Origin of the sequence: Mordavella massiliensis, from assembly GCF_016901695.1 — a bacterium.
Lineage (GTDB): Bacteria > Bacillota > Clostridia > Lachnospirales > Lachnospiraceae > Claveliimonas > Claveliimonas massiliensis_A.
This window is the reverse complement of sequence record NZ_JACJKS010000017.1, coordinates 1-23270: the sequence shown is the minus strand read 5'-3', so window position 1 is coordinate 23270 and position 23270 is coordinate 1. Positions and strand designations below refer to the sequence as shown.

The window sequence follows — 23270 nt, the reverse complement described above, 5'->3', positions numbered from 1 at the left end:
TGCGCGCCGCTCCGGTCTCCCGGGCCGCGCACAGCCTCCTGTCCTGCTGTCTGCAGGTCCCTATTCAATTACAATGTCTTCTTCGGGCTGCGCGGCTTCCGCTTCCGCGTTCTCCTCCAGGTCCTGTCCCTCTTCCGGTTCAAGCCCCAGATCCAGATCCAGATCCAGCTCCGGGTCGTCCAGGAGGATCTCATCCTCCCCGCCCTCCGCGGCTGCCGCAAGTTCTGTGCTCAGCTTCACATCGCGGTACTTCTGCATGCCGGTTCCGGCCGGGATGTGCTTACCGATGATGACGTTCTCCTTCAGGCCTACCAGCGGGTCGATCTTGCCCTTGATGGCTGCCTCTGTCAGCACCTTCGTCGTCTCCTGGAAGGAGGCGGCGGAGAGGAAGGAGTTGGTGGCCAGGGACGCCTTGGTGATACCGAGCATGATCTGCTCGCCTGTGGCGGGCTCTTTGCCCTCTGCCTCCAGCTCTTTGTTCTTATCCTCGAACTCGAGGGCGTCCACCATGGTGCCCGGCAGGTAGCCGGAATCCCCGCTCTCCTCGACGCGGATCTTCTTCAGCATCTGGCGCACGATGACCTCGATGTGCTTGTCGTTGATGTCAACGCCCTGCAGGCGGTATACGCGCTGTACTTCCTGGATCATGTAGTCCTGTACGGCCCGCAGTCCCTTGATCTTCAGGATGTCGTGCGGGTTCACGCTTCCTTCCGTGAGCTCGTCGCCGGCCTCCAGCTCCTGGCCGTCCTGGATCTTGATCCTGGACCCGTAGGGGATGAGGTACGCCTTGGACTCGCCGGTCTCGTCGTTGGTGACGATGACCTCCCGCTTCTTCTTCGTGTCGTTGATGACGGCTTTTCCTGCGAACTCTGTGATGATGGCAAGGCCCTTCGGCTTTCTCGCCTCAAAGAGCTCCTCCACACGGGGAAGACCCTGTGTGATGTCGTCGCCGGCCACACCGCCGGTGTGGAAGGTACGCATGGTAAGCTGGGTACCCGGCTCACCGATGGACTGGGCCGCGATGATGCCGACCGCCTCGCCCACCTGCACCGGCTCGCCTGTGGCCATGTTGGCGCCGTAGCACTTCGCGCACACGCCGTTGTGGCAGCGGCAGGTGAGGATGGTGCGGATCTTGATCTTCCTGGGCGTCTCGCCGTTCTCGTCCACGCCCTTCTTCATGATCAGCTCGGCCCGCTTCGGCGTCACCATGTGGTTGGCTTTCACGAGCACGTTGCCGTCTTTGTCGCAGATATCTTCACACAGGTAGCGGCCTGTGATACGCTCCTGCAGGCTCTCCACTTCCTCATTGCCCTCCATGAAGGCGTGCACGTACATGCCCGGGATCTCCTCGCCTTCCTGGCGGCAGTCCACCTCGCGGATGATGAGCTCCTGGGAGACGTCTACGAGACGTCTTGTCAGGTATCCGGAGTCGGCGGTACGCAGGGCTGTGTCGGACAGACCTTTCCGCGCGCCGTGGGCGGACATGAAGTACTCCAGTACGTCCAGACCTTCACGGAAGTTGGACTTGATGGGCAGCTCGATGGTGCGTCCCGTCGTGTCCGCCATCAGTCCGCGCATGCCGGCGAGCTGCTTGATCTGCTTGTCGGAACCGCGGGCGCCGGAGTCGGCCATCATGAAGATGTTGTTGTACTTGTCAAGGCCGGACAGCAGCGCGTGCGTCAGCGCGTCGTCGGTGGCCTTCCATGTCTCCACGACTTCCTTGTAGCGCTCCTCCTCTGTGATGAGGCCGCGCTTGAAGTTCTTGGTGATCCGGTCCACGGTCTCCTGTGCCTGCTCGATCATCTCGGGCTTCTGGGGCGGCACGGTCATATCGGAGATGGATACGGTCATGGCCGCTCTTGTGGAGTATTTGTATCCGATGGCCTTCACGTTGTCCAGCACTTCCGCTGTGGCCGTGGCGCCATGGGTGTTGATGACTTTCTCAAGGATCTGCTTTAACTGCTTCTTGCCCACGTGGAAGTCGATCTCCGGCAGGAGCTCGTTGCCCTCCACCTCGCGGTCTACAAATCCCAGATCCTGGGGGATGATCTCATTGAAGAGCATCCGGCCCAGTGTGGAGTGGATGGTGCCGCTCTTCACCGTGCCGTCCGGCATAGTCTTGGAGACGCGCACCGCGATCTTGGAGTGGAGCGTCAGGGCCTGGTTCTCATAGGCCAGGATCGCCTCGTTCACATTCTTGAAGTATTTGCCCTCTCCCTTGGCTCCGGGCCTCTCCTGCGTCAGGTAGTAGATGCCCAGGACCATGTCCTGGGAGGGCACGGCCACCGGTCCGCCGTCGGACGGCTTCAGCAGGTTGTTGGGAGACAGAAGGAGGAAGCGGCACTCTGCCTGGGCCTCCACGGACAGGGGCAGGTGCACGGCCATCTGGTCTCCGTCGAAGTCCGCGTTGTAGGCGGTACATACGAGGGGATGCAGCTTGATGGCCTTTCCTTCCACGAGGATGGGCTCAAAAGCCTGGATGCCCAGTCTGTGCAGCGTAGGGGCGCGGTTCAGCATCACGGGATGCTCTTTGATCACGTCCTCCAGCACATCCCACACTTCGGGCTGGAGCCTCTCCACCATCTTTTTGGCGTTCTTGATGTTGTGGGCGGTGCCGTTCTGTACCAGTTCCTTCATGACGAAGGGCTTGAACAGCTCGATGGCCATCTCCTTGGGGAGGCCGCACTGGTAGATCTTCAGCTCCGGTCCCACGACGATAACGGAACGTCCGGAGTAGTCGACACGTTTTCCCAGAAGGTTCTGGCGGAAGCGTCCGGATTTTCCTTTCATCATGTCGGAGAGGGACTTCAGGGCGCGGTTGCCGGGGCCTGTCACCGGGCGGCCCCTGCGGCCGTTGTCGATGAGGGCGTCCACCGCCTCCTGCAGCATCCTCTTCTCGTTTCTTACGATAATGTCCGGCGCGCCCAGCTCGAGCAGGCGTTTCAGACGGTTGTTTCTGTTAATGATCCTTCTGTAGAGGTCGTTTAAGTCGCTGGTGGCGAACCGGCCTCCGTCGAGCTGCACCATGGGGCGCAGATCCGGCGGGATCACCGGGATCACGGAGAGGATCATCCACTCCGGCTTGTTGCCGGACTCGCGGAATGCCTCCACCACTTCCAGGCGCTTCACGATCCTGGCTCTCTTCTGGCCGCTGGCTCCCTCCAGGCCGGAGGACAGCTCCTCGTACTCTTTCTCAAGGTCGATGGACTCCAGCAGCTCCTTGATGGCCTCGGCGCCCATGCCTACGCGGAAGGCGCTGCCCCATTTCTCGCGGGCTTCCTGGTACTCGGTCTCGGAGAGCACCTGCTTGTAGGCAAGGTCTGTCTCGCCTTTGTCCAGCACGATGTAGGAGGCAAAGTAGAGCACCTTCTCCAGCGTGCGGGGGGACAGGTCCAGGATCAGGCCCATGCGGCTGGGGATCCCCTTGAAATACCAGATATGGGATACAGGGGCTGCCAGGGCGATGTGGCCCATGCGCTCGCGGCGCACGCTTGACTTCGTCACCTCGACGCCGCAGCGGTCGCAGACGACGCCTTTGTAACGGATCTTTTTATATTTACCGCAGTGACACTCCCAGTCCTTGCTGGGTCCGAAGATGCGCTCGCAGAACAGGCCGTCTTTTTCCGGCTTCAGTGTTCTGTAGTTGATGGTCTCGGGCTTGGTGACCTCGCCTCTGGACCACTCCAGGATCTTCTCCGGTGACGCCAACCCGATCTTGATGGCGTCAAAGGTCATTGTCTGATAGGTTTGTTCCTTTTTTGTTTCCGGCATACTGGCACCCCTTCCTAAAATTCTTCGTCGTCAGATACTTCGTCAAACTCGATTCCAAAATCGTCGCTGTAGTCGTCCTCCGCCTCGGGCTCGTCTACATCCACGAGTTCTTCTCCCTGGAATTCCTGCGCCGTGTATCCGTGGTCTCCCAGATTTTCCTCATCGCGGCGGTATTTCCTGTCCTCGTTCATGAGGGAGCGGAAGTCCGTCTCGCCCATGTCGACTGTCTCCAGGATCTCCACCTCTGTGTTGTCAGCGCGCAGCACGCGGACGTCGAGTGCCAGGGACTGCAGCTCTTTGAGCAGCACCTTGAAGGCCTCCGGAATACCGGGCTCCGGAATGTTCTCCCCTTTGATGATGGCCTCGTAGGTCTTCACACGTCCCACCACGTCGTCGGATTTGACGGTCAGGATCTCCTGCAGGGTGTAGGATGCGCCGTATGCCTCCAGCGCCCACACCTCCATCTCTCCGAAACGCTGTCCGCCGAACTGGGCTTTTCCTCCCAGCGGCTGCTGCGTCACAAGTGAGTACGGGCCTGTGGAGCGGGCATGGATCTTGTCGTCTACCAGGTGGTGGAGCTTCAGGTAGTGCATGTGTCCGATGGTGACCGGACTGTCGAAGAACTCGCCGGTGCGTCCGTCGCGCAGGCGCACTTTTCCGTCCCTGGAGATGGGAACGCCCTTCCACAGTTTTCTGTGTTCCCTGTTGTCGGACAGGTACTGGAGCACCTCCGGCAGCAGTTCGTCTTTATGCTTTGCTTCAAATTCTTCCCAGCTTAAGTTCACGTAGTCGTTTGCCAGGTCCAGCGTGTCCATGATGTCGTTCTCGTCCGCGCCGTCGAATACGGGCGTGGCGATGTTGAAGCCGAGGGCCTTGGCAGCCAGGGACAGATGGATCTCAAGCACCTGCCCGATGTTCATTCGGGACGGCACGCCCAGCGGGTTCAGCACGATGTCAAGGGGACGTCCGTTCGGCAGGAACGGCATATCCTCCACCGGGAGCACGCGGGATACGACACCTTTGTTTCCGTGACGTCCGGCCATCTTGTCGCCCACGGAGATCTTTCTCTTCTGGGCAATGTAGATGCGCACGGCCTGGTTGACGCCGGGTGAGAGCTCGTCGCCGTTCTCTCTTGTGAACACTTTGGCGTCCACCACGATACCATACTCGCCGTGGGGCACTTTCAGGGATGTGTCTCTTACTTCTCTCGCCTTCTCGCCGAAGATGGCCCGCAGGAGCCTCTCCTCTGCTGTCAGCTCTGTCTCGCCCTTGGGCGTCACTTTACCTACGAGGATATCGCCTGCGCGCACTTCTGCGCCGATGCGGACAATACCGCGCTCGTCCAGGTCCTTGAGGGCGTCGTCGCCCACACCCGGGATATCCCTTGTGATCTCCTCGGGTCCCAGCTTCGTGTCGCGGGCCTCCGCCTCATACTCTTCTATATGAATGGATGTGTACACGTCGTCCTGCACAAGCCGCTCGCTCAAGAGGACCGCGTCCTCGTAGTTGTAGCCCTCCCATGTCATGAAGCCGATGAGGGGGTTCTTGCCCAGGGCCATCTCACCGCCGGATGTGGAGGGGCCGTCCGCGATGACGTCGCCTTTCTCCACCCGGTCGCCCTTGAAGACGATGGGCCGCTGGTTGTAGCAGTTGCTCTGGTTGCTGCGCAGGAATTTCGTCAGCTTGTATTTTTTCAGGGCGCCGTCGTCCTGGCGGATCGTGATCTCGCTGGAAGTGGAGCGCTCTACCACGCCGCCTTCCTCGGCGACTACGCACACGCCGGAGTCAACGGCTGCCTTCTCCTCCATGCCTGTGCCGACGACCGGCGCCTCTGTCATGAGGAGCGGCACGGCCTGGCGCTGCATGTTGGAGCCCATCAGGGCGCGGTTGGCGTCGTCGTTCTGCAGGAACGGGATCAGGGCTGTGGCCACGGAGAACACCATTTTCGGGGATACGTCCATGTAGTCGAACATGGAGCGCTCGTACTCCTGGGTCTCCTCCCGGTAACGGCCGGACACGTTTTTATGGACGAAGTGTCCTTCCGCGTCCAGGGGCGTGTTTGCCTGCGCTACATGGTAATTGTCTTCCTCGTCCGCCGTCATGTATACGACTTCGTCGGTAACCCGCGGGTTCTTCGGGTCGGATTTGTCTACTTTCCTGTAGGGGGCCTCCACGAAGCCGTACTGGTTGATCCTCGCGTAGCACGCCAGGGAGTTGATCAGTCCGATGTTCGGTCCCTCAGGGGTCTCGATGGGGCACATTCTTCCGTAGTGGGAGTAATGTACGTCGCGGACCTCGAATCCGGCGCGGTCTCTGGACAGACCGCCGGGGCCCAGGGCGGAGAGACGTCTCTTGTGGGTCAGCTCGCCCAGCGGGTTGTTCTGGTCCATGAACTGGGACAGCTGGGAGGATCCGAAGAATTCCTTCACTGCCGCGGTCACGGGTTTGATGTTGATCAGGGACTGGGGGGAGATCCCCTCCAGGTCCTGTGTGGTCATTCTCTCGCGCACCACTCTCTCCAGGCGGGAGAGGCCGATGCGGTACTGGTTCTGGAGAAGCTCGCCCACGGCGCGGATGCGGCGGTTGCCAAGGTGGTCGATGTCGTCGTCGTTGCCGAGGCCGTACTCCAGATGGATGTTATAGTTGATGGAAGCCAGGATGTCTTCCTTCGTGATGTGCTTCGGGATCAGGTCGTGGATGTCCCTGCGGATGGCGCTCTTCATCTCCTCGATGTCGCCGGCACACTCGTCGATAATGCCTGACAGCACCGGGTAGTACACGAGCTCTGTCACGCCTACTTCCTTCGGGTCGATGTCCACGATGGACGCAAGGTCCACCATCATGTTGGAGAGGACTTTTACCTTCTTCTCCTCCTCCGGGCGCTCGATCCACACGTACGGGATGGCCGCGTTCTGGATGGCGTCCGCCATTTCCCGCGTAAGCTTTGTGCCTGCCTTTGCGATCACCTCGCCGGTGAGCGGGCTCACTGCGTCCTCGGCCAGCACATGGCCTGCGATGCGGTTCCTGAGCATCAGTTTTTTATTGAATTTATAGCGTCCGACTTTCGCCAGGTCGTAGCGCCTGGGGTCGAAGAACATGCTTGTGATCAGGCTCTCCGCGCTGTCCACGGCCAGCGGCTCGCCGGGACGGATCTTCTTGTACAGCTCCAGAAGTCCTTCCTGGTAGTTGGTCGCAGCATCCTTCTCAAAGCTTGCCAGGATCTTCGGCTCCTCCCCGAACAGCTCGAGGATCTCCGGGTTTGTCCCGATGCCGAGGGCGCGGATCAGCACGGTGATCGGCACCTTTCTTGTCCTGTCTACGCGCACATAGAAAACGTCATTGGAGTCTGTCTCGTATTCCAGCCACGCGCCGCGGTTGGGAATGACAGTGGAGGAAAACAGTTTTTTGCCCAGTTTGTCGTGGGCGATGGCATAGTAGATGCCGGGGGAGCGGACGAGCTGGCTTACGATGACACGCTCCGCACCGTTGATGACAAAGGTGCCGGTCGCTGTCATGAGCGGCAGATCTCCCATGAAGATCTCGTGCTCGTTGATCTCGTCGGTCTCCTTGTTGTGGAGTCTTACGCGCACTTTCAGCGGGGCCGCGTATGTGGCGTCGCGCTCTTTACACTCCTCGATCGAGTACTTGACGTCTTTCTCGCACAGGGTAAAATCCACGAACTCCAGGCTGAGGTGACCGCTGTAGTCAGTGATCGGAGAAATGTCATCAAATACTTCCTTTAATCCCTCGTCAAGGAACCACTGATAGGAGTCTTTCTGGACTTCGATCAGATTGGGCATCTGAAGCACTTCTTTTTGTCTGGAATAACTCATGCGCGAATTTTTTCCACTTTTGATAGGACGAATTCTGTTTTTCTCCATATGACGTTTCACTCCTCGTTTATTTTTTGTGGGGCCAGGCATTGCGAAAAACCCCTGTTTTTACTTGAATTCCGAGCTCTCGTGCCATGAATTATGACACAGTATTTCACAATGATGCACCGTATATAATACAACAAGAGGATTGGCCGTGTCAAGAACTTTTTGATGCCGGATGCAATTCCTGCCGGATGCAATTCCGGACGTAACACTTTTAAAAAGTGTTACGTCCGGAATTGCATCAACCCCCGTGTAATTGTGTATCATCCCGCATAATTTTGCGCACAACAAAAACAAAAGGCCGCCTGCGGGCTTCATCATATGAAGTCCCGCGGGCGGCCTGTGCCTTCTGCTGTCTGTTTGAGGTTGGATTATTTCAGGTTAACCTCAGCGCCCTCAGCCTCAAGCTTTGTCTTGATCTCCTCAGCCTCAGCCTTGGAAACGCCCTCTTTTACAACCTTCGGTGCGCCGTCAACAAGCTCTTTGGCTTCCTTCAGGCCAAGACCTGTGATCTCACGTACGGCCTTGATAACCTTAACCTTGGATGCGCCGGCGGATACGAGCTCTACATCGAACTCATCCTTCTCCTCTGCTGCCGGTGCGCCGTCGCCAGCTGCTGCTGCAACCACAACGCCTGCTGCTGCAGATACGCCGAACTCTTCCTCACAAGCCTTAACTAACTCGTTTAACTCTAATACGGATAACTCTTTGATCGCTTCGATCATCTCAGCTGTTGTTAACTTAGCCATTTCATTGTCCTCCATTCAATTTCTTTTTTCTTTTCATATAATAGTATTTTTTCCTGTTTCCTGCCGCTGTCACGCAGCGCGGAAATCATTACTCGGCAGGAGTCTCTGCCGGAGCTTCTGCCTCTGCTGCGGGAGCTTCCTCGGCCGGAGCCTCTGTGCTCTCCTGTGCAGGAGCGGCCTCTCCACCCTGCTCCGCGATCTGCTTGATAACGCGGGCAAAGTTTGCGATCGGTGACTGCATGCTTCCAAGCAGTCTGGAGAGAAGTTCTTCTCTTGAAGGAATCTTAGCCAGCTCTGTGAGCGCGGCCACATCGTATGCAGTTCCTTCCACTACGCCGCCTTTTAACTCAAGAGCTTTCGCGTCCTTGGCGAACTTGCAGAGGATCCTTGCCGGAGCCGTAGCGTCGTCCTTGGAGATCGCGATGGCGCTGGGGCCTTCCAGATGCTCCTCCAGAGCTGCGAACTCTGTTCCTTCAAAAGCTCTCTTCATCATTGTGTTCTTGCAGACCTTGTAGATGATGCCGGCTTCTCTTAACTGCTTACGCAGCTCTGTGTCCTGCGCAACAGTCAGTCCGCGGTAGTCTACCAGCACAACGGACTGAGCGCCTGTGATATCATCCACGATGGCCTGAACGATAGGCTGTTTTAACTCAACTTTTGCCACGAATGGTGCACCTCCTTGTTAGATTTTGGTTTTTGCACCGCCGATAAAAAACCTCTGCGTCCAAAGACACAGAGGTTCAGAAAATCATACGCAATGTATTGTATCTGTTCTTCCTCGGCAGGCGTTTCCATACTTATGCTTTTCAGCACCTGCTGTCTTCGGCAGTCCTATAATAAATTAGCACAATCCCGGATTGCTGTCAACAGTTTTTTACGACAGTTCCAGCTTTCCTGTGTATAGCTGGTAGTACGTGCCTCTCTGGGCGATCAGGTCCTCGTGGTCGCCCCGCTCGATGATGCGCCCGTGCTCCAGCACCATGATGGCGTCGCTGTTGCGGATGGTGGAGAGCCTGTGGGCGATGACAAACACGGTCCTGCCCTTCATCAGGTTATCCATACCCTGCTGCACGATGCTCTCGGTCCGGGTGTCGATGCTGGATGTGGCCTCGTCCAGGATGAGGACCGGCGGGTCCGCCACGGCCGCCCTGGCGATGGCCAAAAGCTGCCGCTGACCCTGGGAGAGCTCCTCGCCGTCGCTTGTCAGCATGGTGTCATAGCCCTGGGGCAGCATCTGGATGAAGCCGTCCGCATGGGCCAGCTTCGCCGCGTTGTACACTTCCTCGTCTGTGGCGTCCAGCTTCCCGTAACGGATATTGTCCATGATGGTGCCCGTAAACAGGTGGGTGTCCTGGAGCACGATGCCCAGGGAGTGACGCAGGTCCGCCTTCCTGATCTTGTTGATGTTGATGCCGTCGTAGCGGATCTTGCCGTCCTGCACATCGTAGAACCGGTTGATGAGGTTCGTGATGGTCGTCTTGCCCGCGCCCGTGGATCCCACGAACGCCAGCTTCTGTCCCGGCTTCGCGTAGAGGGTCAGGTCGTAGAGCACCATGTGGTCCGGCTCATAGCCGAAGGACATGTCGAAGAACCGCACGTCGCCCTTCAGCTCTGTGTAGGTGACGGTGCCGTCCGCCTGGTGCGGGTGCTTCCAGGCCCACAGGCCGGTGCGCTCCTTGCACTCCTCGAGGGTGCCGTCCTCTTTCCTCCGGGCGTTCACAAGGGTCACATAGCCTTCGTCCACCTCCGGCTCCTCATCCATCATATTGAAAATGCGCTCCGCGCCCGCAAGGGCCATGATGATGGAGTTGAACTGCTGGGCCACCTGCATGAAGGGCTGGGTGAAGCTCTTCGTGAACTGCAGGTAGGAGGCCATGACGCCCAGGGTGATGTTGCCGATGCCCATGACAGAGAGAAAGCCTCCCAGCACGGCGGTCAGCACGAACTGCAGGTTGCCGATGTTTCCGATGACAGGCCCCATGATGCTGGCGAAGGTGTGGGCGTTGCCCGAGCTCTCGAACAGTTTCTCATTGAGGACGTCAAACTCCTCCTCGGACTTTTTCTCGTGGTTGAAGACCTTCACGACGCGCTGGCCGTTCATGCGCTCCTCCACAAATCCGGTGATGCTCGCCAGGTCCAGCTGCTGCCGGATGAAATATTTCCCGCTGTTGCCGCCGATGAACCTGGACACGGCGATCATGAGAAGGATCACCAGCACGGCCAGGGCTGTGAGGATCGGGCTCAGCACCAGCATGGAGATGAAGGTGACCACGATCATCAGCGCGGACATCAGCACCTGGGGGATGGACTGGTTGATCATCTGCCGCAGGGTGTCCGTATCGTTTGTGTAAAGGCTCATGATGGAGCCGTTCGTGTTCTGGTCAAAATAGCGGATCGGCAGGGTCTGCATGTGCTCGAACATCTCGTCACGGACCCGCTTTAACACGCCCTGGCCGATCACGACCATCAGCCTTGTGTAGCAGAAGGTGGCCAGCACGCCGCACAGGAAGATGGATCCCAGCACGGTGAGGGCCGTGTAGAGCTCGGAGAAATCCGGATCCCGGTGCCCGATCAGCGGGATGATGAAGTCGTCCAGCAGATACTTCAGGGACAGGGACACGGAGATGCTCGCCACGGAGCTCACCAGGATGCAGATGAGCACGCAGACGAACTGCACCTTGTAGGTGCCTGTCACGTAGCCCAGCAGCCGCTTTGCTGTCCGGATCGTATTCTTGGTAACCTTCGGCTTTCCGCCTCTGCCTGCTTCCTTACTCATCCTCAGCCCCTCCTTTCACCTGTGATTCATATACTTCCCGGTAAATGGCGTTCGTCTTCAGCAGTTCCTCAGACGTGCCGATGCCGTCGATTTTTCCGTTGTCCATGACGATGATCATGTCCGCGTCCTCCACGGAGGAGATGCGCTGGGCGATGATGATCTTCGTCGTATCCGGGATCTCCTCCCGGAACGCCTTGCGGATCAGGGCGTCTGTCCGGGTGTCCACCGCGCTGGTGGAATCGTCCAGGATCAGGATCTTCGGTTTCTTGAGAAGCGCCCGGGCGATGCAGAGCCTCTGCTTCTGTCCGCCGGACACGTTGTTGCCGCCCTCCACGATCATGGTGTTGTAGCCGGCCGGGAATTCATTGATAAACCCGTCCGCCTGGGCCAGCTGACAGACTCTGCGGACCTCCTCGTTGCTGGCGTTCTCGTCGCCCCAGCGGATGTTCTCGTAGATGCTGCCGGTGAAGAGCACGTTCTTCTGAAGCACCATGGACACCTGGTCCCGGAGCTTCTCCAGGCTGTACCTGCGCACGTCCTGTCCGCCCACCTTCACGCAGCCCCTGGTCACGTCATAGAGCCTGGGGATGAGCTGCACGAGCGTGGACTTGGCGCTTCCGGTGCCGCCGATGATGCCGACCACCTGGCCGCTCTTAATATGAAGGCTGACGTCTTTCAGGGACAGGTTGCCGTCCTCGCCCGCGTAGCTGAAGTCCACGTGCTCGAAATCGATATCCCCGTTCGCCACCTCGGTGAGCGCGTCCTCGCAGTCCTCCATCTCCGGCACTTCCTCCAGCACCTCGCGGATACGGTCGGAGGACGCCTCCGCGATCATGATCATGACGAACACGAAGGACACCATCATCAGGGACATGAGGATCTGCATGGCGTAGACCATGATGCTGGTCAGCTCGCCGGTCATCATGGTGCCGAGCACGATGTCCTCGCCGCCCATGAGCACGATCAGCAGCACGACCGTGTACATGACGAAGTTCATGGTGGGCGCGTTCCAGGCGACGATCATCTCCGCCTTTGTGAAGAGGTCGAAGACCTTCTTTGAGATCTTGTGGAACTTCTCGTTCTCATGCTCCTCCCGGACATAGGCCTTCACCACCCTGGCCGCGTTTACATTCTCCTGCACCGTGTTGTTCAGCACGTCGTACTCGTCGAACACGGCGATGAAATGGGGGTGCGCCTTCTTGGCGATCAGGATCAGGATGCCGCCCAGGATGGGGATCGTCACCAGCATGAGGAAGGCGATCTTCAGGTTGATGGTCGCCGTCATGATCCAGGACAGCACCACCATGATGGGAGCCCTGGCCAGCATGCGGATGCTGAACATGAACGCCATCTGCACATTGGTGATGTCCGTCGTCAGCCTCGTCACAAGGCTGGACGTGGAGAAATGGTCAATGTTTCCAAACGAAAAGTCCTGTATTTTGTAAAAGATATCGTGGCGCAGGTTCTTGGCGTAACCGGCTCCCGCCACCGCCGCCACCTGTCCGGCCTTCGCGCCGAAGGCCAGGGACACCATGGCCATGAGGACGAGGAGCAGCCCCGTCTTGATGATGTAATTCATATCGCCCTGCATGATCCCGATGTCGATGATGTTCGCCATCAGGAGCGGGATCAGCACTTCCAGCAGCACTTCCAGCGTCACAAGGACCGGCGCCAGAATGGCCTGCTTCTTATACTCCCGCACAGATTTCAGTAGTTTCCTGTTCATCTGCTTCTTCCTTTCCTTCCTTACTTTTCTCAGATTCCTTCTGTTCTTCCCAGGAGGACAGGTTCGCCGACATCTGCCTGAGCACGCGCACGAACACCTCCATGTCGTCGTCCGGGATCCCCCTTCTGATGAGGTCCTCCCGCCTGCGGATGTTCGTAAGCAGCGGCTCCCGCAGCTCCAGCGCCCGCCTCGTGGGCACGATCCGCTTCAGCCTGGCATCCTCCTTCACCGCCTCCCGGTAAATGTAGGCTTTCTTCTCCAGGAGCTGGAGGATCCCCGTCGCCGTGGACCTGCGCACCTTGAACTCCCGCTCGATGTCTCTCTGGTAGAGATCCCCGTTCATGGTCTCCAACAAAATAAAATGCAGAATCAACTTCTGCATGTTCGTGAGATCGTCCTGCCCGGGATCCTGATCCTGGCAGCACATCTGCCGCTTTAACTGGTGGGAGACACGGTTGATCCACTTGCCTGCGTCATCGCCCATGACTTCATCCCTTTCCGTATTTTTCTGTAGTTCGGGAACTAACAATTCGGGAACTAACATTATATTATATGCTTTTCCCGCCCATTGTCAACGGGAATTTTGTGAAAAACATGTGAAACAAAAGGACAAAAAACCCCGGGCCATGGTTTCCCATGATCCCGGGGTTTTTCATGTATGATGCGAAGAAGCTTACACCAGTTTTACCGGGTTGAGCTTCACGCCAGGTCCCATTGTGGAAGTAAGTGTCACGCTCTTTAAGAACTGACCCTTTACTGCTGCCGGTCTGGCCTTGTTGACTGCATCAATAAGCGTCTGGAAGTTGTCTGCAAGCTGCTCCTCGGTGAAGGAAGCCTTACCGATCGGCACGTGGATAATGTTTGTCTTGTCGAGTCTGTACTCGATCTTACCGGCTTTGATGTCCTGGATCGCCTTTGTCACGTCCATGGTTACCGTACCGGCCTTCGGGTTCGGCATGAGACCCTTGGGGCCGAGCACGCGTCCGAGACGTCCTACGATACCCATCATATCCGGTGTAGCTACAACAACATCGAACTCAAACCAGTTCTCGTTCTGGATCTTCGGGATCAGCTCGTCGCCTCCTACGTAGTCAGCACCTGCCGCCTTGGCCTCCTCAGCCTTGGCGTCCTTCGCGAACACGAGGATGCGGACCTTCTTGCCTGTTCCGTGGGGCAGTACGACCGCGCCGCGGATCTGCTGGTCAGCGTGACGTCCGTCACAGCCTGTTCTGATGTGAGCCTCGATGGTCTCATCGAATTTTGCTACTGCTGTCTTCTTTACTAAAGAGATAGCCTCGTCTCTGTCGTAGAGTGTTCCTCTCTCGATGACCTTTGCAGCTTCTGTATATTTCTTTCCTCTTTTCATTTTAAAAAATACCTCCTTGTGGTAATGTCGGGATAACCCTCCCACTTACTGTTCCTGTTGATGATGGACTGCCCTACTCTTCTACTGTGACACCCATGCTCCTGCATGTGCCCGCGATCATGCTCATGGCAGCCTCTACGCTGGCAGCGTTGAGGTCGGGCATCTTTGTCTCGGCGATCTCCTTAAGCTGAGCCTTCGTGATCGTGGCAACCTTCTTCTTGTTCGGTGTGCCGGATCCGGATTTCAGGTTGCAGGCCTTCTTGATCAGGACTGCTGCCGGAGGTGTCTTTGTAACGAAGCTGAAGCTTCTGTCGTTGTAAACGGTGATTACAACAGGGATGATCAGATCTCCCTGGTCAGCCGTCCTCGCGTTGAACTGCTTTGTGAACTCAACGATGTTTACACCGTGCTGTCCAAGAGCAGGTCCGACCGGAGGAGCCGGTGTTGCCTTGCCGGCAGGAATCTGTAATTTAATGTAACCTTCTACTTTTTTTGCCATTTTCATTACCTCCTTGTGGTATTGCCGGGACTTCTTCGTCCCTCCCACTACTGATTACAATTTTTTCACTTCAGCGAAACTTATCTCTACTGGCGTTTCGCGGCCAAACAGCTCAACATTGATCGTCAGGCTCTGCTTCGCGGCATTGATGGACTGCACAACGCCCACCGTATCCGCCCATGCGCCGGCGATGACCTTGACGCCGTCTCCCACCTCGTAGTCGACCGCGTAGCTCTCACGCCGGATGCCCAGCGGGGCCATCTCCTCGTCTGTGAGGGGTACCGGCTTGGATCCGGGTCCCACGAACCCTGTCACGCCCCTTGTGTTGCGGACCACATACCATGTGTCGTCGTTCATGATCATGTGGATGAGCACATAGCCGGGGAACATCTTCTTCTGCGTCACCTTCTGCACGCCGTTCTTGGATTCCACTACGTCCTCCAGGGGAACGCGCACCTCCAGGATCTGCTCCTCCAGATGCCGGTTTTCCACCGTCTTGTCAATGTTGGCCTTCACTTTGTTCTCATACCCGGAATAGGTATGAACAACGTACCATTTTGCCTCTGACATATAATCACCTTTCTTGCTTACAGTCCTACCAGGAAATCTACGCCGTGCTGTGCCAGGAAATCGATGATCGCGATGATGATCCCCATCACAACGGACACGGAAACAACCGCTACTGTCTGCTTTGCAAGTGTCACTTTGTCTGGCCAGATGATCTTCTTGAACTCTGCGCTTAGACCCTTGAACCAGCTCTTCTTCTGAGTCTTTTCTTTATTCACGACATTCACTCCTTTGCCAGCGACTATTTTGTCTCTTTGTGCAATGTGTGTGATTTGCAGAATCTGCAGTACTTCTTGGTCTCCATGCGCTCCGGATGTGCCTTCTTGTCCTTCGTCATGTTGTAGTTACGCTGCTTGCATTCTGTACATTCTAATGTAATTCTTGTACGCACAACTTCCACCTCGCTTCACTTTCTTACTGTTCACGTTGTTACTGACGGTCTCTTCTTATTTTTAGGCATAAAAAAAAGACCTGCTTCCATCGCCACAATACTATACCATACTGCCGCAAGGGAAGTCAAGCCTGACTTATCTGTATTATAGCACATTTATTCCACTATATAGAGTCTGCTGTATACGTCAAGGATAGATTCTTTCGTTCTGGAAATGCCAATATCCGACAACCGCATATCCATTTCCCTCATCTGCATGATGAAGTCCTGGATGTCCTCTATAACAGAAGCCGGAGCACATATCTTCTGTTCTCCTCTGATAAGTGGATACAATCGGAAGACATCCAGTCGGTGCTTACGGAGATCTCTGGAGTCAACGTGAATTCCCTGCCTCTTTTTACTCCTAAGATCAAGCCACGCCTTCATCTTAAGCGGGATAATATGCTCGGCATCCAGAATTGGATACCCGCCAGCATCAATAAAAGACCAGAACGCAACTGCAAATTCTGTGGTAAGTGCCTCAATAATGATCACCATATCAATATCTACCGTCTGCCTAAAACCAAGCCCCGCGTCTGTCATAAGAAGATCACAGGCAAACCCACCAATGATTGTATACTGGTCTTTATAATCGGCAAAGTGTTCCCTAAACAGATCCATTCCATTTATCATATCTGCTCCTTATCATTCATCATTTTTAATCGGAAGTCCATGTTTTTTCCTAATCTCATCCAGTCCCATCTGTATCCTTTCATCAGGATCATTTTCAAGACTAAGCAGGAGGGAAATATCATCTACCCGGCCATTCTCGGAAAGCAGCTCCGGATCATAATTCCATACTTCGACAGCCAATCCTCCAAAATCCTCAAACTCCCTTTTTGATATGATATATTCTGCCGGAATTGTCAGTGCTGTCCTTGTGGTGACCGCAAGCCCCCTGTCATACTCCTTCGCGCCAACCATTGATATAGAAGAAAGTGCTTTTACACCACTCTGAAGGAATTGTAGTCCTGTTAGATCGCCTTTTAAATAGATAACACGTTTTACCGGTGATTTCATCCTGGCATATGCCTTCCTTAGAAATTCCGGCTTATCAAACCGAGGAACGACCCAACTATTTGTACCTTCCTTTTTTATGGCTATGATTTCTAATCCAACCAGATCTCTGATCGCTCTGCTGCAGGTTGCTTTTGAAAGCCGGAGTTTTTTTGACAAATCGGTCTGGTTCATATTTCTGTTTTGCACATTATAGTATAAGTAAAGAAATACAAGCTGGGTCCCGGGTGCCATAGACTCCCCCACCACAGGTGCGGGCACACATTTTTCATAAAAGAAGCAGCCCCAGAAAGGCAGATAAACCTGTTGCGACTCTGCTATAAAAGGAATCCGGCTTTCAATTAGATTCCGACGCTGTTGCGCAGTAAGGCCATCCAAATACAACGCACACGGTACGGTGCACAAAGTGCAAAAATTGACAAACTGTTTCTTCAAGGCCGGGAGACGCCACGAGTGACTATTCGGCGATAGCAATACGCAACTATATTTATCCCATAACAAAAGCTGAAGATCGTAATTATCCCGAATATAAACTGGTGTCTCTACCGGATATTCATAGGATGCAGCTTTAATATTCTCTCCAAATATTGATTTCAAAAACTCAAGCATAGCCAGCCTCCCTGCAAACCCTCCTGCAAGTTTCATTATATTTTTATTGTATCAGCACATCTGAAACAGTGCAAGTTGCAATGAAACTTTTAGCTTGCTGACTTACCTATACGACACTAAGTAACCTCGGAAAATTCATAGAACGGAAAAGCAAGACAGATACTTTGGACAAAAATCTTCATAGATTATAGATTATACGAACAATTCCCTGATGTTAAAGAAGCCCCGGAAAAGATATCTTTTCCGGGGGCTTTTAAGAGGCGCAGACCGGATTTGAACCGGTGAATCGAGGTGTTGCAGACCTGTGCCTTACCACTTGGCTACTGCGCCGCAGTGTTCCGTTTTTTGCGGAACACTGATATTATAGCAAACTCATCCGCTCCCGTCAACGGGAAATTTTAAAATCCCATATCCTCGTTCACAAGGATCACTTTGATCCTTCCTTTTTCCTTGGAATAGCGCGTCACGAGCACCTGGCAGCACACGGTGTCGGGCGATTTGCAGTTCGCGCACACCCCGGTCTTTGAGCAGGGCGTGTCCAGTCCGAAACGCTGGGCGTTGATGGGCGCCGCCTCATGCCTTGCCCTGGACACGGCGTCCTCCACGCCTGCCACGACTTTGTTCATGCCCACGATCATCAGCACGTTCCTGGGTCCCCAGGAGATGCAGGAGACGCGGTTGGCCGTGCCGTCCACGTTGACCAGCACCCCGTCCTCTGTGATCGCGTTGGTGCTGCACAGGAAAAAGTCTGTGTCGAAGATCTGGAGCATGGTCTTTCTCTTCTCCTCCGGCGTCTTGCAGATGTCCCGGTTGTACACGGTGTAGTTGCCGGAACAGACTGCGTCCATAAGCCCCATCTCCTTGATGGACATGGAACCGCCCCAGCCGATGGAGCTCCCTTCCGGGATGAGTTCCAGCGCTTTGGCAAGCGCCTCCTCCTTCGTAGCCGCATAGTACCCTTCCATGTTCCTGGATTCAAGTCCCTTGATCACCCGCTGCGCGGCCATCTCGTTTCTCTTTGTTCTGTTCGGATCCATATGTATCCCCTTCCTTTCTATAATTATATGTCTGTGGATCTATGCCTGACCGGATACCCGGTTTACAGCCTTGCCAGGATCTCGTCCAGCAGCCGCACGGCCACCTGCTCCTTGCTCATGATGGCAAGCTCCGTCTCCGTCTCCGGCGTGATGATGGTCACCACGTTCGTGTCGGTCCCGAAGCCGGCCCCCTCCACTTTCAGGTTGTTGGCCACGATCATGTCCAGATTTTTCTTCCGGAGCTTGGCCCGGGAGTTCTCCAGCATGTTCTGCGTCTCCATGGAGAAGCCGCAGAGGAACTGCCCGTCTTTCTTGTGGGCGCCCAGGTATCCGAGGATATCGTCCGTGCGCTCCATGGCGATAGCCAGCTCTTTCTCCGCCTTCTTGATCTTCTCGTCGCTTGTGACGGCCGGCCGGTAGTCCGCCACGGCTGCAGCCTTGATGATGATATCCATCTCCCCGCTGCGGGCTGTCACCGCCTCGTACATATCCCGGGCTGACACGACGGGGACCACCTCCACGAAGAGCGGCGGCTCCAGAGCCGTCTGCCCGGTCACAAGCGTCACATCCGCCCCCCGCAGCGCGCAGATCTTCGCGATGCTGTAGCCCATCCGCCCGCTGGAGTGGTTGGTGATGTAGCGCACCGGATCGATCTTCTCCTGGGTGGGCCCTGCTGTCACAAGGACCTTTTTCCCTGCCATGTCCTTCGGGAAGGCGCAGGCCATCTCCACATACTGGAAAAGCACGTCCGGCTCCGGCATCTTGCCCCTGCCCACATCGCCGCAGGCCAGCCGCCCGGCTGCCGGCTCCACCACGGTCATGCCGTAGCCCCGCAGCTTCTCCATATTGTCCTGCGTCACCGGGTTCTCGTACATCCGCGTGTTCATGGCCGGAACGATGATCTTCGGGCAGTCGCATGCCAGCACCGTGGTCGTCAGCATATCGTCCGCGATCCCGCAGGCCAGTCTGGCGATCACGTTGGCCGTGGCCGGGGCGATGATCACCGCATCCGCGCGGGAGGCCAGGGAAATGTGCTCCGTGCTGTACTCGTGATTCCGGTCAAATGTGTCTGTATGGCACCTCTGGTTCGTCAGCCCCTCAAAGGTCAGGGGGGAGATGAACTCCCTGGCGTGCTCCGTCATGATCACCTGCACGTCCGCCCCCGCCTTCACAAGAAGGCTGGTCAGATACGCGCTCTTATATGCCGCGATCCCGCCTGTCACGCCGAGGATCACCGTCTTTCCTCTCAGCATATTGTCAATTCCTTCCTTTCGTGCTATACTTCCACCGTAATTGTATTATATCCCGACAGCGGGAATGATAACAAGGAGGAATTGAATAATGAAGGAAAAAAAACGTGACACCAGATGGATGGTCTGTGTCGCACTTATGGCAGCGATCGTCATTGTCCTTGCGAACACACCGCTCGGCATGATCCAGCTTCCGATCATTAAGGCGACAACAGTGCACATCCCGGTCATTCTCGGAGCCGTGCTCCTGGGACCTCTGGCCGGCGGCATTCTTGGCGGCGTGTTCGGGCTGTGCTCCCTTGTCAGCAACACCATGGCGCCGACGCTTCTGTCGTTTGCCTTTTCGCCGTTCCTTAGCACCACCGGCCTGCCCGGCGTCCTGAAGGCGCTGTGGATCTCGGTCGGATGCCGGATCCTGATCGGCGTTGCATCCGGCTGGCTGTGGAAGCTGTTTGAGAAGATCCGCCTGAACCAGACGATCGCCCTTCCCATTACCGGGTTCGTGGGCGCCATGGTCAACACCGGCACCGTCATGGGCAGCATCTACCTGCTCTTTGCCAGGGAGTACGCCCAGGCCCAGAATGTGGGCATCACCGCCGTGTGGGGGCTGATCATGGGGACCATCACCGCCTCGGGCATCCCGGAGGCCGTCGCCTCGGCCGTGCTCGTGCTGGCGCTTGGCAAGATCCTGCTCCGGTTCATGAAGAAAGTCATGATATCCTATACATAGACACGAAAAAGAGTTCCGCAATGGGAACTCTTTTTTTGCTCTCTCTTTGTTCTTTTTCTGTCGGCCCCGGCTATATCCGAAGGATCCGGAAGATCAGCCAAGGAGCTCCTTAACCATCTCCGCGTCAAACACGACCCTGCCGGCTCCCTCCGCCTCGATCCGATAGAGGGCGTTGGCCGCGATGTGCTCCGCCGCCTGCTCCAGATCCCGGATCCCGCTCGTATGCCGGTGCAGATCGATGACCGCGTCCAGGCCGTCCTGCGTAAGCGCGCACTCCTCGGCCCGCAGGCCGATCCTTTTAAGCACTTTGGGGAACGCGTACCGGGAGAAGATCACTTTCTTCTCCTGCGGTGTATAGTCCGGGATCTCAATGACTGCGAACCGGGACATGAGCGGCGCGCTGATCTGCGACTTGTCATTGGCTGTGGCGATGGGGTACACGCCCACCGTGGGGATCATGCACTCGATGTAGTTGTCCGTAAAGCCCAGGTTATCCAGAAGCGTCAGCAGCACGTCCGCCGGGTTGCCGTTCCCCTTTCCCGCGGACGCCTTGTCCAGCTCGTTGATGATGAAGACAAGACTGGACTCCCCGGCCATGGCAAAAGCATCCATGATGATGCCGGGCTTGGCGTTGGCATAGATCCGGGAGCTTCCGGTAAGCTGCTCCGGATCGTTGATGGAACTCATATCCAGCGTCGTCCAGGGCAGCCGCAGGATCCGGGCCACTGCGTAGGCGATCTGTGATTTGCCCGTCCCGGCCGGTCCCACGAGCAGAAGGCCGTAAGCCGGCAGCGTGTGGGTGCGGTTGATCTGGATCACGGTCTCGATGATCCGCTGCTTGACCCGCTCCATCCCGTAAAGTTCCTCATCCAGGATCCGGCGCGCTTCCTGCGGGTCGACGGCCGGGAAATAGCTGCTCTTCCACTGGATGTTCAGCATGATGGAGAGGGCCCGCTGGGCGTGCCTGCGCTCTTCCTCCGACACCTCGTGGGAGCGGGCCACCGCCAGGTTCCTTCTGGCCCAGAGCCGGATGTTATCCGGCAGCGTCCTGCCGGCGCAGGTGAGGAAGTCCGTGATGCTCTGGATGCTGGTCAGCTTCATGCTGTCCCCGGTCTCATCGTCCTCCTCCTCGGTCCCCTGCTCCGGCGGCGCCTCGCCTGCCTGCAGACGCCCGATCATGAACTGCAGGAACCCGTCCTCCGCCGACAGTTTTTCCCCGCCGCCGAAGGCGGTCTCCCGAATCCGGTAGACCGCATAGCCGTCCTTCGTATCCACGCCGGAGAGCCGCACGCTGATGTGGTTCTCCCCGAGCCATTTGAGGAGGCTGACGAACCGGGCGTCGATCCGCAGGATGTCCACGCTCGCCCCGTCTTCCTCCCCGCCTTTCAGCTCAAAGGCCGTGCGCTTGACCGGATTGGTGAAGGCGCCGGCCGCGTGGTGCGCAAGCCTGCCTTCCCGGTTGTCAAGGACAAGGATCGGGTGCTCCCTGTCTGCCTCCGGCGCGCTTGAATAGAAGATCTCATAGGTGCACACCGGCCCGCCCTCCTGCGGCGGGGCGGCGTTAAAATCAAATACTGGCATTTTTTTCTCCTCCCGGCGGCCTAGAAGCAGGTAAAGGCCCCGTCAATAATAAAGTCAGAACCGGTCGTAAAGCTGCTTGTGTCTCCCGCCAGATATACGCAGATGGACTCCAGCTCCTCCGGCTTTCCCATCCTTCCAAGCGGCGCCATTGCATTCCACTTCTCGATCAGGGGGATCAGCGTGGGTGAGTTCAGTGTCAGCTCCGTCCCGATATAGCCCGGGCTGATGCTGTTCACCCGGACGCCCCGCTTCGCCCATTCAATGGCCAGCGATTTTGTCAGCTGGATCACACCTGCCTTCGACGCGTTATACGCGCACTGGGGCTGCGGCACGTTCACGATGTGGGCGGACATGGACGCCGTGTTGATGATGGACCCGCCGCCGTGGGCCAGCATGTACTTCCCAGCGGCAATGTCTGTCAGGAAGATGCCGTTCAGGTTGATATCCATCACTTTCTTCCACTGCTCGTATGTCATTTCCTCCGCCGGCGCATTGATACAGATGCCGGCATTGTTGTGACAGAAATCCAGGCCGCCCAGTTCCCTTACGACCTGTTCTACCATGGCGTCGACCTCTTCTTTGCTGGTGCAGTCGGTCTGAATGGCAATGACTTTTCTCCCGGTCTTCTCCGCCAGCTCAGCGGCTGTCTTTTTTGCCTCCTCAAAATCGAGATCCACAACAGCCACATCTGCGCCCGCCTCCGCGAATGCGGTCGCCGTACATTTGCCGATCCCCCGCGCCGCGCCTGTCACAAATCCTTTTTTCCCGTCCAGTCTCATTTTCTCGATGATTCCCATAACCGGTCTCCTTTCCGCTGTTTTTGATACATCTATTATCCTAAATCGCGGCAGGCGAGTCAATCCAAAAATATCCTCCCCCTGTCGGGCCTGAAGGATCCTGCGCTGGATCGTTACAAAGCTAAAGCCCGTAAACATTACATTTACGGGCTTTTCAGCTCCCCCTGTTGGACTCGAACCAACGACAACTCGGTTAACAGCCGAGTGCTCTACCGACTGAGCTAAGGAGGAATATCTATTTTCACAACAAAGATATGTTATCACATCTTTCGGGACAATTCAAGCAGATCGCACAAAAAAAGAAGGGATCTTTTTCAGATACCTTCTTTCTTCATGTACCTTCAAAACCACATACAAGAAATCTTCATCCGTCTCCCCGAACCTTCTGCGGTTATGCCCTCGACCGATTAGTAACAGTCAGCTCCATGTGTTACCACACTTCCACCTCTGCCCTATCTACCTCGTCGTCTTCAAGGGGTCTTACTAC

At 56.4% G+C, this 23270-nt stretch carries 19 protein-coding genes, 2 tRNA genes, 1 rRNA gene and 1 other annotated feature; of the genes, 1 reads left to right on the top strand and 21 read right to left on the bottom strand.

Annotation, left to right across the window (positions count from 1 at the left end; translation table 11 throughout):
* Window positions 1-60: 60 nt before the first annotated feature.
* The 17 genes from rpoC to coaBC form a co-directional block, all read right to left on the bottom strand.
* The gene (gene rpoC / locus H6A20_RS10585; protein ID WP_204907100.1) at window positions 61-3771 is read right to left on the bottom strand and encodes a DNA-directed RNA polymerase subunit beta'; all 3711 of its coding nucleotides are present in this window, start codon (window positions 3769-3771) and stop codon (window positions 61-63) included.
* Between the two features lie 14 nt (window positions 3772-3785).
* Window positions 3786-7652: a DNA-directed RNA polymerase subunit beta gene (rpoB, locus tag H6A20_RS10580; protein ID WP_204907098.1), complete on the bottom strand. Its 3867-nt coding sequence runs from the start codon at window positions 7650-7652 to the stop codon at window positions 3786-3788.
* A 368-nt stretch (window positions 7653-8020) separates the two neighbouring features.
* Entirely contained in the window at window positions 8021-8398 is a 378-nt protein-coding gene (gene rplL / locus H6A20_RS10575; RefSeq protein ID WP_204907097.1) for a 50S ribosomal protein L7/L12, read from the bottom strand.
* Between the two features lie 88 nt (window positions 8399-8486).
* Window positions 8487-9062, bottom strand: coding sequence for a 50S ribosomal protein L10 (rplJ, locus tag H6A20_RS10570; RefSeq protein ID WP_204907096.1), 576 nt, complete (start codon window positions 9060-9062; stop codon window positions 8487-8489).
* Between the two features lie 36 nt (window positions 9063-9098).
* Window positions 9099-9242: a sequence feature (ribosomal protein L10 leader region), on the bottom strand.
* A gap of 30 nt (window positions 9243-9272) precedes the next feature.
* Window positions 9273-11174, bottom strand: coding sequence for an ABC transporter ATP-binding protein (locus H6A20_RS10565; RefSeq protein ID WP_204907095.1), 1902 nt, complete (start codon window positions 11172-11174; stop codon window positions 9273-9275).
* The gene (locus tag H6A20_RS10560; RefSeq protein WP_204907094.1) at window positions 11167-12900 is read right to left on the bottom strand and encodes an ABC transporter ATP-binding protein; all 1734 of its coding nucleotides are present in this window, start codon (window positions 12898-12900) and stop codon (window positions 11167-11169) included. Before H6A20_RS10560 ends, H6A20_RS10565 begins: the two co-directional genes overlap by 8 nt.
* A complete protein-coding gene (locus H6A20_RS10555) occupies window positions 12863-13384 on the bottom strand; it encodes a MarR family winged helix-turn-helix transcriptional regulator (RefSeq protein WP_204907093.1) in 522 nt (173 codons plus the stop codon). The genes H6A20_RS10560 and H6A20_RS10555 overlap by 38 nt, the downstream gene beginning before the upstream one ends.
* 189 nt (window positions 13385-13573) lie before the next feature.
* The gene (gene rplA, locus H6A20_RS10550; RefSeq protein WP_204907092.1) at window positions 13574-14266 is read right to left on the bottom strand and encodes a 50S ribosomal protein L1; all 693 of its coding nucleotides are present in this window, start codon (window positions 14264-14266) and stop codon (window positions 13574-13576) included.
* A 73-nt stretch (window positions 14267-14339) separates the two neighbouring features.
* Window positions 14340-14765 carry a 50S ribosomal protein L11 gene (gene rplK, locus H6A20_RS10545; protein WP_204907091.1) on the bottom strand — a complete coding sequence of 142 codons (426 nt, stop codon included), beginning with the start codon at window positions 14763-14765 and terminating at the stop codon, window positions 14340-14342.
* Window positions 14766-14819: 54 nt separating this feature from the next.
* Complete coding sequence (gene nusG / locus H6A20_RS10540; protein ID WP_204907090.1) at window positions 14820-15335, bottom strand: transcription termination/antitermination protein NusG; 516 nt, start codon at window positions 15333-15335, stop codon at window positions 14820-14822.
* Between the two features lie 17 nt (window positions 15336-15352).
* Window positions 15353-15550 carry a preprotein translocase subunit SecE gene (secE, locus tag H6A20_RS10535; RefSeq protein WP_204907089.1) on the bottom strand — a complete coding sequence of 66 codons (198 nt, stop codon included), beginning with the start codon at window positions 15548-15550 and terminating at the stop codon, window positions 15353-15355.
* Window positions 15551-15573: 23 nt separating this feature from the next.
* Window positions 15574-15723 (bottom strand): 50S ribosomal protein L33, encoded by a 150-nt coding sequence (gene rpmG / locus H6A20_RS10530; RefSeq protein ID WP_044936001.1) that lies wholly within the window; start codon window positions 15721-15723, stop codon window positions 15574-15576.
* A gap of 156 nt (window positions 15724-15879) precedes the next feature.
* A complete protein-coding gene (locus tag H6A20_RS10525; RefSeq protein WP_204907088.1) occupies window positions 15880-16395 on the bottom strand; it encodes a hypothetical protein in 516 nt (171 codons plus the stop codon).
* A gap of 12 nt (window positions 16396-16407) precedes the next feature.
* Complete coding sequence (locus tag H6A20_RS10520) at window positions 16408-16953, bottom strand: hypothetical protein (RefSeq protein ID WP_204907086.1); 546 nt, start codon at window positions 16951-16953, stop codon at window positions 16408-16410.
* A 693-nt stretch (window positions 16954-17646) separates the two neighbouring features.
* Window positions 17647-17718, bottom strand: a tRNA-Cys gene (locus H6A20_RS10515).
* A 68-nt stretch (window positions 17719-17786) separates the two neighbouring features.
* Window positions 17787-18425 (bottom strand): lactate utilization protein, encoded by a 639-nt coding sequence (locus tag H6A20_RS10510; protein ID WP_204907085.1) that lies wholly within the window; start codon window positions 18423-18425, stop codon window positions 17787-17789.
* A 62-nt stretch (window positions 18426-18487) separates the two neighbouring features.
* Entirely contained in the window at window positions 18488-19678 is a 1191-nt protein-coding gene (gene coaBC, locus H6A20_RS10505) for a bifunctional phosphopantothenoylcysteine decarboxylase/phosphopantothenate--cysteine ligase CoaBC (RefSeq protein ID WP_204907084.1), read from the bottom strand.
* An 88-nt stretch (window positions 19679-19766) separates the two neighbouring features.
* Between coaBC and H6A20_RS10500 the strand changes: the two genes are divergently transcribed.
* The gene (locus H6A20_RS10500; protein WP_204907083.1) at window positions 19767-20405 is read left to right on the top strand and encodes an ECF transporter S component; all 639 of its coding nucleotides are present in this window, start codon (window positions 19767-19769) and stop codon (window positions 20403-20405) included.
* Window positions 20406-20498: 93 nt separating this feature from the next.
* Here the strand turns inward: H6A20_RS10500 and H6A20_RS10495 are convergent, their stop codons facing one another.
* From H6A20_RS10495 to H6A20_RS10480, 4 genes are all read right to left on the bottom strand, one after another.
* The gene (locus H6A20_RS10495; protein ID WP_204907082.1) at window positions 20499-21986 is read right to left on the bottom strand and encodes an AAA family ATPase; all 1488 of its coding nucleotides are present in this window, start codon (window positions 21984-21986) and stop codon (window positions 20499-20501) included.
* A 20-nt stretch (window positions 21987-22006) separates the two neighbouring features.
* Window positions 22007-22783 carry an SDR family oxidoreductase gene (locus H6A20_RS10490; protein ID WP_204907081.1) on the bottom strand — a complete coding sequence of 259 codons (777 nt, stop codon included), beginning with the start codon at window positions 22781-22783 and terminating at the stop codon, window positions 22007-22009.
* A gap of 158 nt (window positions 22784-22941) precedes the next feature.
* Window positions 22942-23014: transfer RNA gene (locus H6A20_RS10485), tRNA-Asn, on the bottom strand.
* Window positions 23015-23170: 156 nt separating this feature from the next.
* Window positions 23171-23270, bottom strand: a 23S ribosomal RNA gene (locus H6A20_RS10480); the annotation flags it as partial.

Bases quoted from the DNA above. Each gene is read 5' to 3' on its own strand.
- rpoC (WP_204907100.1), bottom strand. From the start codon at position 3,771: ATGCCGGAAACAAAAAAGGAACAAACCTATCAGACAATGACCTTTGAC.
- rpoB (WP_204907098.1), bottom strand. From the start codon at position 7,652: ATGGAGAAAAACAGAATTCGTCCTATCAAAAGTGGAAAAAATTCGCGC.
- rplL (WP_204907097.1), bottom strand. From the start codon at position 8,398: ATGGCTAAGTTAACAACAGCTGAGATGATCGAAGCGATCAAAGAGTTA.
- H6A20_RS10565 (WP_204907095.1), bottom strand. From the start codon at position 11,174: ATGAGTAAGGAAGCAGGCAGAGGCGGAAAGCCGAAGGTTACCAAGAAT.
- H6A20_RS10560 (WP_204907094.1), bottom strand. From the start codon at position 12,900: ATGAACAGGAAACTACTGAAATCTGTGCGGGAGTATAAGAAGCAGGCC.
- H6A20_RS10555 (WP_204907093.1), bottom strand. From the start codon at position 13,384: ATGGGCGATGACGCAGGCAAGTGGATCAACCGTGTCTCCCACCAGTTA.
- rplA (WP_204907092.1), bottom strand. From the start codon at position 14,266: ATGAAAAGAGGAAAGAAATATACAGAAGCTGCAAAGGTCATCGAGAGA.
- rplK (WP_204907091.1), bottom strand. From the start codon at position 14,765: ATGGCAAAAAAAGTAGAAGGTTACATTAAATTACAGATTCCTGCCGGC.
- nusG (WP_204907090.1), bottom strand. From the start codon at position 15,335: ATGTCAGAGGCAAAATGGTACGTTGTTCATACCTATTCCGGGTATGAG.
- H6A20_RS10525 (WP_204907088.1), bottom strand. From the start codon at position 16,395: ATGATAAATGGAATGGATCTGTTTAGGGAACACTTTGCCGATTATAAA.
- H6A20_RS10520 (WP_204907086.1), bottom strand. From the start codon at position 16,953: ATGAACCAGACCGATTTGTCAAAAAAACTCCGGCTTTCAAAAGCAACC.
- H6A20_RS10510 (WP_204907085.1), bottom strand. From the start codon at position 18,425: ATGGATCCGAACAGAACAAAGAGAAACGAGATGGCCGCGCAGCGGGTG.
- coaBC (WP_204907084.1), bottom strand. From the start codon at position 19,678: ATGCTGAGAGGAAAGACGGTGATCCTCGGCGTGACAGGCGGGATCGCG.
- H6A20_RS10500 (WP_204907083.1), top strand. From the start codon at position 19,767: ATGAAGGAAAAAAAACGTGACACCAGATGGATGGTCTGTGTCGCACTT.
- H6A20_RS10495 (WP_204907082.1), bottom strand. From the start codon at position 21,986: ATGCCAGTATTTGATTTTAACGCCGCCCCGCCGCAGGAGGGCGGGCCG.
- H6A20_RS10490 (WP_204907081.1), bottom strand. From the start codon at position 22,783: ATGGGAATCATCGAGAAAATGAGACTGGACGGGAAAAAAGGATTTGTG.